Below are 14,370 nucleotides of genomic sequence, written 5' to 3' on the forward strand. Positions count from 1 at the left end.
CGGCTCAGCGGCCAGCACTGTCGGGTGCCGGGCGTGCGGGTGGTCACCGGAGGGGCGGCGACGGAGGAGCACGTACCCTGCTCACCGACCCCGGCCGTGCGCCGGGGAGGGCGGCGACGAGACGAGGCGGGGCGGGGCGGGGAGCGGGTGGGTTTCCTCGGCTTCCCGATCGACTGCGGGGGCAGCGGGCCCACGGGGCCCGGGGTCCGGCTCGGTAGGCGGCCGCCCCGCATCGAGTGTGGTGGTATTGCCACGCAATCGCACATTGCGTGGCAATACCACCACACTCGATGGCCCCACCCCGCGGGCACGCCCGGAGGCGGTCCGGAAGAGGCGCCTCAGGTCTGCTGGTCGAAGCCCAGCCGGCGCAGCTGCTTGGGGTCGCGCTGCCAGTCCTTGGCCACCTTGACCCGCAGGTCCAGGTAGACCCTCCGGCCCAGCAGGGCCTCGATCTGGCGGCGGGCCTCGGTGCCCACCTGCCTCAGGCGCGCCCCCTTGGTGCCGATGACGATGGCCTTCTGGCTCGGGCGCTCCACGTACAGCGAGGCGTAGATGTCGGTGAACTCACGCCCCTGGGCGGTGTCGGGCCGGTCGGTCATCTCGTCGACCACGACCGCGATGGAGTGCGGCAGCTCGTCGCGCACCCCCTCCAGGGAGGCCTCGCGGACCAGCTCGGCCACGAGCATCTCGTCCGGCTCGTCGGTCAGGTCCCCGTCCGGGTAGAGCGGGGGGCCCTCCGGCAGGTGCGTGCACAGCACCTGCGCCGCCTCCTGCAGGTTGTCCCCGGTCTCGGCCGAGACCGGGACGATGTCGGCCCACTCGCCCAGGCGCTCCACCGCCAGCAGCTGCTCGGCGACCCGCCCGCGGTCCACCTTGTCGGCCTTGGTCACCAGCGCCACCACCGGCGTGTGGCGCTGGGCGGCCAGCTCCCGGGCGATGTAGGTGTCCCCGCGCCCGATCGGCTCGTCGGCCGGCACGCAGAACCCGATCACGTCGACCTCGACCAGGGTGGAGCGCACCAGGCTGTCCAGCCGCTCCCCCAGCAGGGTGCGCGGCTTGTGCAGGCCCGGGGTGTCCACCACGATCAGCTGGGCGTCCTCGCGGTGCACGATCCCGCGCACGGTGCGCCGGGTGGTCTGCGGCCGGTTGCTCGTGATGGCGACCTTCTGCCCCACCAACGCGTTCATCAGGGTCGACTTGCCCACGTTCGGGCGGCCCACGAAGCAGGCGAAGCCGCTGCGGAACCCGTCGGGCACCGCGGTGGCGCCCGGCAGCGGGGCACGGAGTCTGTCGAGGTCGAGCTCGTCCATCGTCGTCATGTCTCGAATCGTGCGGGTGCGGGGGCGGGCGGGGCGCGGCGGCCCCGCCCGGCCGGGTCAGGGGCGGTCGACGGAGGCCGGGGTGCCGTCGGGGGCGGCGGTGATGAGCACGCCCGTCTTCAGGTCGGCGGCCACCTCGCGGTCCTGCTCGCTCGGCCCCTCCTGGTCGGTCACCACGGCGGCGGCCTCCAGGCGGTCGGCCTCGCTGGCGACCGCGGCCGCGACGGCGGCCTGCAGGGCGCTCAGCCGCAGGTGCGGCAGGTCCACGGTGACGGCGGCATAGGTGCGGCCGGTCTCGTCGCGCACCGCCGCGCCCTCGGCGGCGCCGGTGCGGGCCCGCGAGGCGCGGGCCAGGGTGACGAGCTTGCCGTCCTCGGCGCCCAGCTCAGGGGTGGTGCTGTCGGTCACTGCTCTCCTTCGTCCGGTCCGGGTGGCGGATCCAGCCGCTCCACCAGCACCGTCGCGGTCCGGTTGCGGCGGCCGGCGGGATCCTCGGCGGTGAGCCTCAGACCAGCGTAGTCGGCCCGGGACCCGCTGATCGGCACCCGGCCCAGCGCGTAGGCGAGCAGCCCGCCCACGGTGTCCACATCGGGCGCGTCGAGCTCCATGCCGAAGTGCTCGGCCAGCTCGCCCAGCGGCAGCCGCGCCGTCACCCGGGCGCGGCCCGGGCCCAGGTCCTGCACGGGCGGCACCTCGTCGTCGTACTCGTCGGTGATCTCGCCGACGATCTCCTCGACGATGTCCTCGATGGTGACCAGCCCGGCGGTGCCGCCGTACTCGTCGATCACCACCGCGATGTGGATGCGCTGGCCCTGCATCTGGCGCAGCAGCTCGTCGATGGGCTTGGAGTCGGGCACGTAGGACGCCGGGCGCATGGCCTCGCTCACCGGCGGCACCGGCGCGTCCGCCCCGGCCTCGGCCCAGTGCTCGCGCATCCGCGCGGTCAGGTCCTTGAGGTAGACGATGCCCACCACGTCGTCCTCGTCCCGGCCGGTGACCGGGATCCGGGAGAAGCCGCTGCGCAGCGCCAGCGACAGGCAGGAGTCCAGGTCCTCGTCGGCCGACGCGAACACGATGTCGGTGCGCGGGACCATCACCTCGCGCACCACCGTGTCGTCGAGCTTGAACACCGAGTGGATCATCTGCCGCTCGTCGGCGTCGATCACGTGCCCCCGCTCGGCGAGGTCGACCAGCCGCCGCAGCTCCTCCTCGCTGCTGAACGGGCCGCCGCGCTCGCCCTTGGTGCGCGGGGTCAGCGCCCGGCCCAGGCGGACCAGCAGCTGGGCGGGCGGCCCCAGCACCACCGAGGGCCAGGCCAGCAGCACCGCCGTCGCCTCGGCCACCTGCACGGAGAACTGCCGCCCCAGGATCCGCGGGGTGACGCCCATCAGCACGTACTCCACCGGGATCAGCACCGCGACGGTCAGCGCGGCGGAGGCCCAGCCGAAGCCGAGCAGCGCGGTGAATCCGGCGGCGACCGCGACCACGGCCGCCACCTCGCAGGAGACCCGCAGCAGCAGGACCAGGTTGAGGGTGCGGGCCGAGTCGGCGGTCAGCGACTCCAGACGGGCGCGGCGGCGCTCGGGCAGGTCCGCGGCGGCCCCGGCGCCGCCGGCGGCGACCCGGGTGACCGCGATCTCGGCGGCCACCAGGAAGGCGGCGGCCAGGCCGAACACGGCCCCGGCGGGGAACGCGGCCCAGGCGGTCGGCACGTCAGGCCTCCCGGGTCTCGGCGGTGCGGGAGGCCTCCGCGGCGCTGGGCCGCCACCCCGTCAGCAGCTCCGCCTGCAGGCCGAACATCTGCGCCCGCTCGTCGGGCTCGCCGTGGTCGTAGCCCAGCAGGTGCAGGATGCCGTGCGTGCACAGCAGGTCCAGCTCGTCCTGGGCGCTGTGCCCGCCCTCCTCGGCCTGGCGGGCCGCCACCTGCGGGCAGATGATCACGTCTCCCAGCTGGCCCGGGTCGCTGGTGCGGTCCGGGCCGCCGGGGCGCAGCTCGTCCATCGGAAAGGACATCACGTCCGTGGGCCCGGGCAGGTCCATCCACCGCTGGTGCAGCTCGGCCATCGGCTCCTCGTCCACCAGCACCACCGACAGCTCGGCGAGCGGGTGCACCCGCATCGCGTCGAGGACGTAGCGGGCCAGCTCCGAAAGGGCCGATTCGTCGACCGGGACGCCGGACTCGTTCGCGACGTCGATACTCATCGTGTTGCGCGCCTTACTCGTGTGCTCCTGCGGGGCTCAACCGTCCTCGCCCCGGCGGCCGTGCTCTCTGCCCTGGCTCTGGCCCCGGCCCTGCTCCCGTCCCGACTCGCGGCCCTGTTCCCGGCCCCGCTCGCGGGCGCGGCCCCCGTCGTAGCGCCCGTAGGCGTCGACGATGGCGCTGACCAGCTTGTGGCGGACCACGTCCTCGCTGGCGAGCCGGCAGAACCCGATGTCGTCGATGCCCGAGAGGATGTTCTCGATGGTGCGCAGACCGCTGGAGGTCCCGCTGGGCAGGTCGACCTGGGTGACGTCGCCGGTGACGACGATCTTGGAGCCGAACCCGAGCCGGGTCAGGAACATCTTCATCTGCTCGGGCGAGGTGTTCTGCGCCTCGTCGAGGATGATGAAGGAGTCGTTGAGGGTGCGCCCGCGCATGTAGGCCAGCGGAGCCACCTCGATCGTGCCCGACGACATCAGCTTGGGGATGCTGTCGGGGTCGAGCATGTCGTGCAGCGCGTCGTAGAGCGGCCGCAGATAGGGGTCGATCTTCTCGTAGAGGGTGCCGGGCAGGAAGCCCAGCCGCTCCCCCGCCTCGACCGCCGGGCGGGTCAGGATGATCCGGTTGACCTGCTTGTTCTGCAGTGCCTTGACCGCCTTGGCCATGGCCAGGTAGGTCTTGCCGGTCCCGGCCGGGCCGATGCCGAAGACGATGGTGTGCCGGTCGATGGCGTCGACGTAGCGCTTCTGGTTGAGCGTCTTGGGGCGGATCGTCCGCCCGCGCGACGAAAGGATGTCGGCGGTGAGGACCTCGGCGGGGCGCTCCTCGGAGGGCGAGCGCAGCATCGCCAGGGTGCGGTCGATCGCGTCGGGGGTGATGTGCGTGCCGTTCTTCACCAGCTCCAGCAGCTCCTCGATCAACCGGACGACCAGCGAGGTCTCCTCGGGGGAGCCGCTGATGGTGATCTCGTTGCCGCGGACGTGGATGTCGCTCTCGAAGGACCTCTCGACGGTGCGGAGCAGCTCGTCCTCGGGACCGAGCAGGGCGACCATCATGTGCTCTTCCGGCACGACGATCTTGACCTGGGTGCTGTTCTGCGTTGTCTCGACCATGGGTAGGCCTCGCGGCCTTCTCGCCCCTGCCTCTCGCGTTCCACGTGGTCGCTTCCGGCGACCCCTTCACTTTATCCCAATGGGCCCCCGGTCCGGTTTGTTCCCAGGGGCCGCCGCGCCTCCCGGAGGCCTACCCCGGGGGCCACTCCATCCCGCGCCCGCCCAGCACATGGGCGTGCACGTGGAAGACGGTCTGCCCGGCGCCGGTGCCGGTGTTGAACACCAGGCGGAAGTCGGACCCGATGCCCTCGTCCCGGGCCGCCGCCTCGGCCTCCCGGGCGATCTCGTCGACCAGGCCGGTGTCGGACCGCGCCGCCGAGCCCACATCCGGGTGGTGGTCGCGGGGGATCACCAGCACATGGGTGGGGGCCTGGGGGTTGATGTCGCGGAAGGCGAGCGTGCGGCCGCCCTCGCGGACGATGTCGGCCGGCACCTCGCCCTTGACGATCTTGCAGAACAGGCACTCGGGGTCGCTCTGGGCCACCTGTCGTCCTCTCCCAACTGGTCGGCGTCTCCCCGCTGCCGGGGCCGTCGGTCGGCACCCGGCGCCGCAGGGCGTTCCGGGCCCGCCCCCATCATGCCGCAGTCCGGCCGCGGCGAGGGGGAGCACGGCGGCCCGGGCGCGCGGCCGTGTCCGGCCGCGCGGGCCGATCCGCCGGTTCCGGCCCGGCGGGCCGCGCGTTCTTCTACCGTTGGCTGCGGCGCCGCGGACGTTCCGGCTCGCCGGGCGGCGCGGACCGTGACGGTTTCGTGAGGTTGCGGGGGCCTGCGCCGGGGAAGCACAATCGGCGACCCCTCCGCGATTCGCCGCCGTTGCGGGCTATTCTGTTCCTTCGCGTGGCTTCGCCCACAGCGTCCTCTTCCCGGGGCCCCTCCCCCGCGGAGCACGGCGGTATGCGGACACGTGGCGAGGCGCGTGCCCGACCACAGACCTCAACGAGAAGAATAGGTATGCCCTTTCGTAAACCCGGCGACAAGGGCGCGCGTCGAACGGACGTGACGGAGACCATGGTCGCGGGGACGACCGCGGCGGCAGCGACAGCGATCGAATGGGACGCGGACCAGGCCGTGACCCGGCTCTACAGCGAGCACTACCGGCCGCTCGTGCGCCTGGCGGCCCTCCTCGTGCGCGACCACGCCACGGCCGAGGAGGTCGTCCAGGACGCCTTCGTGGCGATGCACGGCGCCTGGCGGCGGCTCAGGGACCCCAACAAGGCCCTGTCCTACCTGCGCCAGTCGGTGGTCAACCGCGCGCGCTCGGTGCTGCGGCACAGGGCCGTGGTGGAGAAGCACGCCCCCAAGGCACTGCCCGACGCGCCCAGCGCCGAGCACGGTGCCCTGGGCGAGCTGGAACGGGCCGCGGTGATCGCGGCGCTGCGCCGGCTGCCGACCCGCCAGCGCGAGGCCATCGTCCTCCGCTACTACGGCGACCTGTCCGAAGCCCAGATCGCCGACGCGATGGGTATCAGCCGCGGCGCCGTCAAGAGCCATACGGCACGGGGCATCGCCGCGCTCCGCTCGGTTCTGGAGCAGACGACATGAGCGAACCGTTCGACGAAGGAACCGAGGAGCGGCTGCGCGCGATCCTGCGCTCGGAGGCCGACTCGGTGGAGCCGTCCCCCGAGGCGCTGAACATGATCAGGGAGCGCACCCAGAGCCGGCGCTCGCCGCTGTGGTCGGGGCTGCCCTGGCTGCGGCCGGTCGTGGCCGTAGGGGCGGCGGCCGCCATCGCGGGCAGTGTCCTGATGGGCACTCCGCAGCTGCGCGACCAGATCTTCTTCGCCGCCAACGACACCGGCACCCCCCAGCAGCAGGAGCGGCCCGAGGGCGACGGGGCGGGCGAGGCGACCGACTTCACCTCCCATGACGACGGCCGGGCCGAGCAGGAGGGCACCGGGGGCGGCCAGGGCGGCGGCGCGGCGTCCCCCACCGAGGAGGACGAGGAGCGGCGGACGCAGGAGCTGCCGGCGCACTGCCGCACGCCCGAGCCGCCCGGCTCCGAGTCCCCCGTGGCCACCGCGACCGGCCGCTCGGATCAGGACGAGGGCGACGGCCAGGAGCTCCCGCCCGAGTGCGACCCGGACAAGGAGCCGGACGAGGGCGACGGTGACGGCGGCGGAGACTCCGGTGACGGCGGCTCCGGCGACGGCGGCGGCGGGGACGACGGTTCCGGCGGCGACGGCTCGGACGGGGACGGCGACGGCGGAGGATCCGGCGACGACGGCGGCGACTCGGACGGCGGGTCCGACGGCGGCGGGAGCACCCCCACGCCGGACGAGCCGGACCCGGGCGGTACCGACGGCGGCGGAGGCACCGGCGACTCCTCGGCGGAGTAGCAGGCGCACGGCCTCCGCGCTGCGCCACGCGCCCGCTGACCGGGTCCGGACCGCCCACCGGCCGGACCCGGCGGCATCGCGGAGGGCGGGCGGAGGGCGGAGAGCGGTCCGGCCCCCGCCGCGGCGGTGGCGGCAGGGGCGAAGAGCTTCGGCTCTACCGGGCCGGAGCGCGCCGTGGCGCTACCAGCGGCCGACGCGGGCCTGGAGGACGGCGAGGGCGGCCACCCCCGCGGTCGAGGTGCGCAGGACCGTGGGGCCCAGCAGCACGCGCTGCGCCCCGACCGCCTCGAACGCCTCCAGTTCGGCCTCGGACACCCCGCCCTCGGGGCCCACGGCCAGCACGATCTCGGCGGCGCCGCCCCCTTCGGCCGGCTCCGGGGGCCCATCGGGGGCACCGGTGGGAACACCGGTCCGCGCCAGCGGCCGACCGGCCTCCTCGTGCAGCACCAGCCCCAGGTCCGCCTCGCCCAGCAGCTCGGCGGCGCCGTCCCGGCCCACCGGTTCGGCCACCTCCGGGACGCGGGCGCGGCGGGCCTGCTTGGCGGCCTCGCGCGCCGTCGAGCGCCACTTGGCCAGCGACTTGGCGGTGCGGTCGCCCTTCCAGCGGGCCACGCACCGCTCGGCCGCCCACGGCACGATCCGGTCCACCCCGGCCTCGGTCATCATCTCCACCGCGAGCTCGCCGCGGTCGCCCTTGGCCAGGGCCTGGAGCACGGTCAGGCGCGGGCGCGGCTCGGGCTCGGCCCTGCGCTCGCGCACCGCGCACACCACCGTGTCCTTGCCGACCTCGGTGACGGTGCAGCGGGCGCGCACGCCCGCACCGTCCACCAGGTCGACCTGCTCCCCCACCGCGATGCGGCGCACCGCCGCGGCGTGCCGCCCCTCGGGGCCGCGCAGCACCGCGGTGGCGCCGTCCAGCCCGCCCTCCTCGGCGAGGAAGACCGGCGCGGTCATCAGCGGGCCCCGAAGGCGTCCCGCAGCCGGGAGAACAGTCCGCCGTGCCCGGGGCTGAACTTGCCCGGGGGCTGGGTCTCACCGCGCAGCTCGGCGAACTTGCGCAGCAGCGCCTCCTGCTCCTCGTCCAGCTTGGCCGGGGTCTCCACGTCGACCTGGATCATCAGGTCGCCGCGGCCGCCGCCGTCCAGGTGCTTGACGCCCTTGCCGGCCAGGGTGATGACGTGCCCGGAGCCCGTGCCCGGTCGCAGGTCGATCTCCTCGGTGCCGTCCAGGGTGTCGAAGGTGAACGAGGCGCCCAGCGCGGCCGCCGTCATCGGCACCGTTATGGTGCAGTGCAGGTCGTCGCCCCGGCGCTCGAACACCGAGTGCGGGCGCTGGACGATCTCCAGGAAGATGTCGCCGCGCGGACCCCCGTTGGGGCCCACCTCGCCCTCTCCGGCCAGCTGGATCTGGGTGCCGTCCTCGACACCGGCCGGGATCTGCACCTTGCGGGTGACGCGCTCGCGCACCCGGCCCTCGCCGGCGCAGTCCGCGCACGGGTCGGTGATGACACTGCCCTGGCCCGAGCACTGCGGGCACGGGCGCGTCGTCATGACCTGCCCCAGGAAGGACCGGGTGACCTGGGACACCTCGCCGCGCCCCTGGCACATGTCACAGGTGTGCCGGCTGGTGCCCTCGGCGGTCCCCTCGCCCTCGCAGGTGTCGCACAGGACCGCGGTCGGGAACGTCACGTCCTTGGTGACGCCGAACGCGGTCTCCGACAGGTCCAGCTCGACCCGGATCTTGATGCTGCGCCCGCGGCGCACGCGGTCGCGCGCGCTGCCCCGGCCGCCGCCGGCCTGCCCCCCGAAGAAGGCGTTCATGATGTCGTCGAAGGGGAAGCCGGCCGCACCGAAGCCGCCGGCGCCTCCGGCCCCGCCGCCGCCACCGGGGGCGAACGGGTCGGCCCCCATGTCGAACATCCGGCGCTTCTCATCGTCGGAGAGGACCTCGTAGGCCTGGGTCACTTCCTTGAAGCGCTCTTGGGTGGCCGGGTCGGGGTTGACGTCGGGATGCAGCTCCCGAGCGAGCCGACGGTACGCCTTCTTGATCTCGTCCTGAGACGCGTCCCGGCGCACACCGAGGATCTCGTAATAGTCTCTCGCCACTTACTGCCCCGCCAGAATCGAAGAAATGTACCGAGCCACCGCGCGTACCGCTCCCATCGTTCCCGGATAGTCCATGCGTGTCGGTCCGACCACACCGAGTTTGGCCAGGGTCTGATCGCCCATGCCGTAACCCGCGGAGACGATGGAGGTGCCCCTCAGGCCCTCATAGGGGTTCTCCGCGCCGATGCTCACGGTGAGCATGGAGGGATCCCCCGCCTCCCCGAGCAAACGGATCAGGACCACGTTTTCTTCCAAGGCCTCCAGCACGTCCCGCAGGCCGGCCGTGAAGCCCATCCGCGCCAGGTTGGCGGTGCCTCCCAGCACCACCTTCTCCTCGTGCCGCTCCACCAGGCTCTCCAGCAGCACCGACAGCACCGAGGCGGTCAGCTGCCGGTCCTCCGGCGGTGCCTGCGCGGCCAGGTCGGCCACGGCGGCGGGCACGTCGTTGAGCCACTGCCCGGCGGTGGCCTGGTTGAGCACCTGGCGCAGCCGGTCCACGCCCTCCTCGGCCACCCCTTCCAGGTGGTCGATGACACGCTGCTCGACCCGGCCGGTGTTGGTGATCAGCACCATCATCACCCGGTTCGGGCCCAGCGGCACCAGCTCCACGTGCTGGACGTAGGAGCGGGTGAGCGAGGGGTACTGGACGATGGCGACCTGCCGGGTCAGCTGCGCCAGCAGCCGAACCGTGCGGGCGACGATCTCGTCCAGGTCGACGGCTCCGCTCAGGAACGTCTCGATGGCCCGGCGCTCGGCCCCGGACAGCGGCTTGACCGTGGAGAGGCGGTCGACGAACAGGCGGTACCCCTTGTCGGTGGGGATCCGCCCGGCGCTGGTGTGGGGCTGGGCGATGTACCCGTCCTCCTCCAGCGCGACCATGTCATTGCGGATCGTGGCCGGGGATACGCCCAGGGAGTGGCGCTCGGCCAGGGCCTTGGACCCCACCGGCTCGTTCGTGGACACGTAGTCCTCGACGATGGCACGCAGGACGGCCAGCTTCCGGTCGTCTAGCACGCGCTCACCTCCTGGCACTCCGTGGTCTTAAGTGCTAATTCTATGCGCCCCGGTCCAACCGCCCTGGGACCTGCCCCGACGGCGGCCCGTGCCCGGGCACGGCGGTGGACCCTCCGGAGCATGGCACATGCCCGCCCCCGGACGTCGCATCGCGGACACCCGGCGGTCATCTGTGGCCGACCGCACCGCTTCCGACCGGGACCGACGGTCGGTTCCGCACCGGTGCCGCAGGCCCTCCCCGTCCGGCACGGCCGCCCCTCGGGGCGCAGGAGGCCCGGAAGGCCCCCGGTACGCCCCGCGCCCGGGGAGCGCCCGGGGAGCAGGGCGCGTCCGGCGCGCATGCCGGGCCCCGCGGCCCCGTTCCCACTACAATCCCCGCCGTGCCTACGAATTCCGACAGATACGGTTCCGACGTGCTGGCGGGCGACTGGCGGCGGCCGCGCAAGGACCGCATCGCCGAGGTCGTCCTGGAGCCGGGACTGGTCCTGGAGTCGGCCGACGAGGGCTTCTGCGGCGCCGTGGTGACCTGGGACAAGTCCACCGTCACCCTGGAGGACCGGCAGGGCGGCACCCGTGTCTTCCAGCTGGAGCCGGCGGCCTTCCTGGTCGAGGGCCGCCCCGCCACGGCGGTCCGGCCCTCGGCGCCCGCCCCTGCCGGTCCGGTGCTGAGCGCCTCCGGTTCGGTCGCGGTGCGCGGCGCGGGCGCGCGCGTGGCCCAGGAGAGCCGCATCTACGTCGAGGGCGTGCACGACGCCGAGCTGGTCGAGAAGATCTGGGGCCACGACCTCCGTGTGGAGGGCGTGGCCGTGGAGTACCTGGAGGGCGTGGACCACCTGCCCGCCATCGTGGAGGCGTTCGCCCCTGGCCCCGGGCGCCGCCTCGGCGTGCTCGTGGACCATCTGGTCCCCGGCTCCAAGGAGAGCCGGATCGCCGAGCGCGTCTCCTCCCCGCACGTGCTGGTCACCGGCCACCCGTTCATCGACGTGTGGCAGGCTGTGAAGCCCTCGGCGCTCGGCATCGGGGCCTGGCCCGAGATCCCGCGCGGCACGCCCTGGAAGGAGGGGGTGCTGGCGGCGCTGGGAATCCGCGAGGAGCCCGGGGAGGCGTGGCGGCGCATCCTCGGCGCGGTCCGGTCGTACAAGGACGTGGAACCGGAGCTGCTCGGCCGCGTCGAAGAGTTGATCGACTTCGTCACGGTGCCGCCCGCGATGCAAGACTAGGGCGTCGGAACCGCGGTACCGGCGCGGCGTGCGGCGGCCGGGCGCCCGTCGGCGCACGACCGGGACCGCAGCACCACGCAATCGGCAAGCCAAGGGACGAGATGAGCGAGACCCCGCCCAATCAGCAGCAGCCTCCGGACCCCGCACAGGGATCGGGCGGAGCCGCGCCCGGAGGCGCCGGCGGACCGGGGACCGGTGGTCGGCCGGGGTTCGCACCGCAGTCGCCGCCACAGCCCCAGCAGCCCCAGGGCCCGCAGCAGGCCCCGCAGGGGCCCGGCTCCACCCCGCAGGCCGGAGGGCCGCCGCCGCACCCCGCCACCGGCGGGGGCCCCCNGCGGGTACCCGGCGCCCGGCCCCGCGGCGCACCAGCCCTACGGGCAGCCCCAGCAGGGCGGGCCGCGGATGGCCCCGCCCGGCGGCCCGGTCCCGCCGGGGCCGGGGGCGCCCCACGGTCCGGCGACCGGTCAGCAACCGGCGGCCGGCCACGGCGCGCCGGGCCCGGCGGTCCCCGGCTTCCCCGGCGGCGGCACGGTCCCCGGCTCGGGCCCGGCCCCCTCGGCCGAGGACCCCACCTGGGCGATGATCGCCCACCTGGCCGGAGTGGTGACGGCCTGCCTGGGCTGGGTGCCGGCGCTGCTGGTCCTCTCCAGCCAGAAGCACCGGTCGGCGTTCGGGCGGCACCACGCCGCCGAGGCGCTCAACTTCCAGCTGACCCTGCTCATCCCCTACGCCCTCGCGTGGATCGTCTACATCGTGCTCGCGTTCCTGACACCGGCGGTGTCCTGGATCGGGTCGGTGCTCATCGCGCTGATCTGGGGACTGTCCATCCTGTTCGGCGTCCTGGCCGCGGCCAACGCCAACAAGGGCGGGTGGTACCGGTACCCGGTGGCCCTCCGCCCGGTGAAGTGACCGGCGCCGGCGGTCGGCGCCGACCGATTCCCGGCCCCTGACCTCCGGCCGGCGACCGCTCCTCTGCGCATGCCGCAGACCCCCATCGCCGCAACGAACCTGAACGAGCGAGGAGTCCGACCATGGGTTACCCACCCCAGCCCGACCCCTACGGCGGGCAGCAGCCCTACCCCCAGCAGGGGTACGGCCAGCANAGCCCGGCTACGGGCAGCCCCCGGCGCCCCAGCAGCCGCAGCCGCCGCAGCAGCAGCCCCAGCCCGGTTACGGCCAGCCCACCGGGGGCCAGCCGGGGTACGGCCAGCAGCCCCAGCAGCCGCCGCAGCCCGGCTACGGCCAGCCCACCGGCGGCCAGCCCGGCCAGCAGATGCAGCCCTACCCCCAGCAGGGGTACGGCCAGCAGGGCGGCTACCAGCAGCCCGGCTACGACCAGGTGTACGGGCAGCAGGGGTACCAGCAGCAGGCCTACGGCCATCAGGGGTACGGCCAGCAGCACGGCCAGATGGCTCCCGGCGAGGAGGGCCTGGTCGCGGCGGCCCACATCGGCGGCGCCTTCATCCCGCTGCTCCCGCTGATCCTCTACTTCGCCAAGAGCGACGCGTCGCCGTTCACCAAGCACCACCTCGCCCAGGCGACCAACTTCCAGATCGCGATGATCATCGCCTACTTCGTCAGCGGGCTCCTGATGTTCGTGATCATCGGCATCCTCACCTACCTCGTCGCCCTCGGCCTGGCCATCTACTTCGGCATCAAGGCCAACTCGGAGGCCAAGAAGGGGGTCTGGTTCACGTACCCCTTCTCCATCCCCGTCGCGAAGTAGGACCGCGGGACCGGGCCGCGCGGGGTCCGCGCCCTCAGGTGAGGTCGCGGACCACCGCGTCGGCCAGCAGGCGGCCGCGCCGTGTGAGGACGGCGCGGCCGCCTTCGTGTGCGGAGGCGTCCAGGAGGCCCTCCCCCACCGCGCGCGCGGCGGCCGCCCTCCCGTCGTCGTCGAGCAGGTCGAGGGAGCAGCCCTCGGCGATGCGCAGCTCCAGCAGGATGCGCTCGAACCGGCGCTCGTCCTCGGTCAGCACCTCGCGCGCGTGGCCGGGCGAGATGTGCTGCGCCAGGCGGGCGGCGTAGGCGGCCGGGTGCTTGACGTTCCACCAGCGGGTGCCGCCGACGTGGCTGTGGGCGCCGGGGCCCACGCCCCACCAGTCGCCGCCGGTCCAGTACAGGCGGTTGTGCTCACTGCGGGACTCGGGGCCGCGCGACCAGTTGGAGACCTCGTAGGCGTGCAGGCCCGCGCCCTCCAGGACCGAGTCGGCGATCAGGTAGCGGTCGGCCAGCACGTCGTCGTCGGGGGCGTGGAGCTCGCCCCGGCGCACGCGCGCCGCCAGGCGGGTGCCCTCCTCCACGATGAGGGAGTAGGCGGAGACGTGGTCGGGGTCGGCCTCTAGGGCGGCCTCCAACGAGGCGCGCCAGTCGTCGTCGGTCTCGCCCGGGGTTCCGTAGATGAGGTCGAGGTTGACGTGCTCGAACCCGGCCTCGCGTGCCCACGCGGCGCACTGCTGGGGCCGTCCGGGGGTGTGGGTGCGCTCCAGGACCTTCAGTACGTGCGGGCGGACGCTCTGCATCCCGAAGGAGACGCGCGTGAAGCCGGCATCGCGCAGGCGCTTGAGGTAGTCGGCGTCGACGGTCTCAGGGTTGGCCTCGGTGGTGACCTCGGCGCCGGGGGCCAGGCCGAACTCCGTGTCGATCGCCGCCAGGACCCGGCCCAGGTCCTCGGGCGGAAGCAGGGTCGGCGTACCGCCGCCGACGAACACGGTGCGCACGGGCACGTCGGCGTCCCCGAGCACCCGCCGGGCCAGGTGCACCTCGCGCACGGCCAGGTCCGCGTAGCCGTCCCGGGTCGCGGTGGCGGTTCCGTCGCGGGAGACGAGCTCCTCAGCGGTGTAGGTGTTGAAGTCGCAGTACCCGCAGCGCGTGACGCAGAAGGGGACGTGGACGTACACACCGAACGGCCGCCGCCCCACCCCTCGGAGGGAGGCGTCGGGCAGGGAACCGTCCGACGGAACGGGATCGCCGTCGAGGACAACAGATGGCATGCCTCCAGTGTCGGTGATCGGGACCGATGACCGCGCCCGACAACGGGGCAACGGTCCGGGCGGCGCGGGCC

At 73.9% G+C, this 14,370-nt stretch carries 15 protein-coding genes; 5 read left to right on the forward strand and 10 right to left on the reverse strand.

The genetic code is table 11. The annotated features are described in order from the left end of the window. Positions 1–338 precede the first annotated feature (338 nt). The 6 genes from era to D450_RS0100280 form a co-directional block, all read right to left on the reverse strand. Positions 339–1,310, reverse strand: coding sequence for a GTPase Era (era, locus tag D450_RS0100255; protein ID WP_026124262.1), 972 nt, complete (start codon positions 1,308–1,310; stop codon positions 339–341). Positions 1,311–1,376: 66 nt separating this feature from the next. Further along, positions 1,377–1,727, reverse strand: coding sequence for a hypothetical protein (locus D450_RS0100260; RefSeq protein WP_017536675.1), 351 nt, complete (start codon positions 1,725–1,727; stop codon positions 1,377–1,379). Beyond that, on the reverse strand, positions 1,724–3,031 hold the full coding sequence (locus D450_RS0100265; RefSeq protein WP_017536676.1) for a hemolysin family protein: 1,308 nt from the start codon (positions 3,029–3,031) through the stop codon (positions 1,724–1,726). Before D450_RS0100265 ends, D450_RS0100260 begins: the two co-directional genes overlap by 4 nt. 1 nt (position 3,032) lies before the next feature. After that, positions 3,033–3,521 carry an rRNA maturation RNase YbeY gene (gene ybeY / locus D450_RS0100270; RefSeq protein ID WP_017536677.1) on the reverse strand — a complete coding sequence of 163 codons (489 nt, stop codon included), beginning with the start codon at positions 3,519–3,521 and terminating at the stop codon, positions 3,033–3,035. A gap of 36 nt (positions 3,522–3,557) precedes the next feature. Next, the gene (locus D450_RS0100275; protein WP_017536678.1) at positions 3,558–4,631 is read right to left on the reverse strand and encodes a PhoH family protein; all 1,074 of its coding nucleotides are present in this window, start codon (positions 4,629–4,631) and stop codon (positions 3,558–3,560) included. Between the two features lie 130 nt (positions 4,632–4,761). Further along, complete coding sequence (locus D450_RS0100280) at positions 4,762–5,115, reverse strand: HIT domain-containing protein (protein ID WP_017536679.1); 354 nt, start codon at positions 5,113–5,115, stop codon at positions 4,762–4,764. A gap of 524 nt (positions 5,116–5,639) precedes the next feature. Between D450_RS0100280 and D450_RS0100285 the strand changes: the two genes are divergently transcribed. Together D450_RS0100285 and D450_RS0100290 are read left to right on the forward strand one after the other, a co-directional pair. Then, complete coding sequence (locus tag D450_RS0100285; RefSeq protein ID WP_026124263.1) at positions 5,640–6,173, forward strand: SigE family RNA polymerase sigma factor; 534 nt, start codon at positions 5,640–5,642, stop codon at positions 6,171–6,173. Further along, complete coding sequence (locus tag D450_RS0100290; RefSeq protein ID WP_017536681.1) at positions 6,170–6,967, forward strand: hypothetical protein; 798 nt, start codon at positions 6,170–6,172, stop codon at positions 6,965–6,967. Before D450_RS0100285 ends, D450_RS0100290 begins: the two co-directional genes overlap by 4 nt. A 180-nt stretch (positions 6,968–7,147) precedes the next feature. On the opposite strand, the gene D450_RS0100295 is transcribed toward D450_RS0100290, so the two are convergent. From D450_RS0100295 to hrcA, 3 genes are read right to left on the reverse strand one after another with little or no spacing between them, the layout of a single operon-like run. Continuing rightward, positions 7,148–7,921: a 16S rRNA (uracil(1498)-N(3))-methyltransferase gene (locus D450_RS0100295; RefSeq protein ID WP_017536682.1), complete on the reverse strand. Its 774-nt coding sequence runs from the start codon at positions 7,919–7,921 to the stop codon at positions 7,148–7,150. After that, on the reverse strand, positions 7,921–9,072 hold the full coding sequence (gene dnaJ, locus D450_RS0100300) for a molecular chaperone DnaJ (RefSeq protein ID WP_026124264.1): 1,152 nt from the start codon (positions 9,070–9,072) through the stop codon (positions 7,921–7,923). The genes D450_RS0100295 and dnaJ overlap by 1 nt, the downstream gene beginning before the upstream one ends. Further along, positions 9,073–10,086 (reverse strand): heat-inducible transcriptional repressor HrcA, encoded by a 1,014-nt coding sequence (hrcA, locus tag D450_RS0100305; RefSeq protein WP_017536684.1) that lies wholly within the window; start codon positions 10,084–10,086, stop codon positions 9,073–9,075. Positions 10,087–10,499: 413 nt separating this feature from the next. Between hrcA and D450_RS0100310 the strand changes: the two genes are divergently transcribed. From D450_RS0100310 to D450_RS34345, 3 genes are all read left to right on the forward strand, one after another. Next, on the forward strand, positions 10,500–11,306 hold the full coding sequence (locus D450_RS0100310) for a DUF3097 domain-containing protein (RefSeq protein WP_017536685.1): 807 nt from the start codon (positions 10,500–10,502) through the stop codon (positions 11,304–11,306). Between the two features lie 402 nt (positions 11,307–11,708). After that, the gene (locus D450_RS0100315) at positions 11,709–12,215 is read left to right on the forward strand and encodes a DUF4870 domain-containing protein (protein ID WP_017536686.1); all 507 of its coding nucleotides are present in this window, start codon (positions 11,709–11,711) and stop codon (positions 12,213–12,215) included. Between the two features lie 499 nt (positions 12,216–12,714). Then, positions 12,715–13,032 (forward strand): DUF4870 domain-containing protein, encoded by a 318-nt coding sequence (locus tag D450_RS34345; protein WP_017536688.1) that lies wholly within the window; start codon positions 12,715–12,717, stop codon positions 13,030–13,032. A gap of 34 nt (positions 13,033–13,066) precedes the next feature. On the opposite strand, the gene hemW is transcribed toward D450_RS34345, so the two are convergent. Then, a complete protein-coding gene (gene hemW / locus D450_RS0100325) occupies positions 13,067–14,299 on the reverse strand; it encodes a radical SAM family heme chaperone HemW (protein WP_026128295.1) in 1,233 nt (410 codons plus the stop codon). Positions 14,300–14,370: the final 71 nt, after the last annotated feature.

It is taken from the genome of Nocardiopsis halophila DSM 44494 (genome assembly GCF_000341245.1).
Taxonomy (GTDB): Bacteria; Actinomycetota; Actinomycetes; order Streptosporangiales; family Streptosporangiaceae; genus Nocardiopsis_A; species Nocardiopsis_A halophila.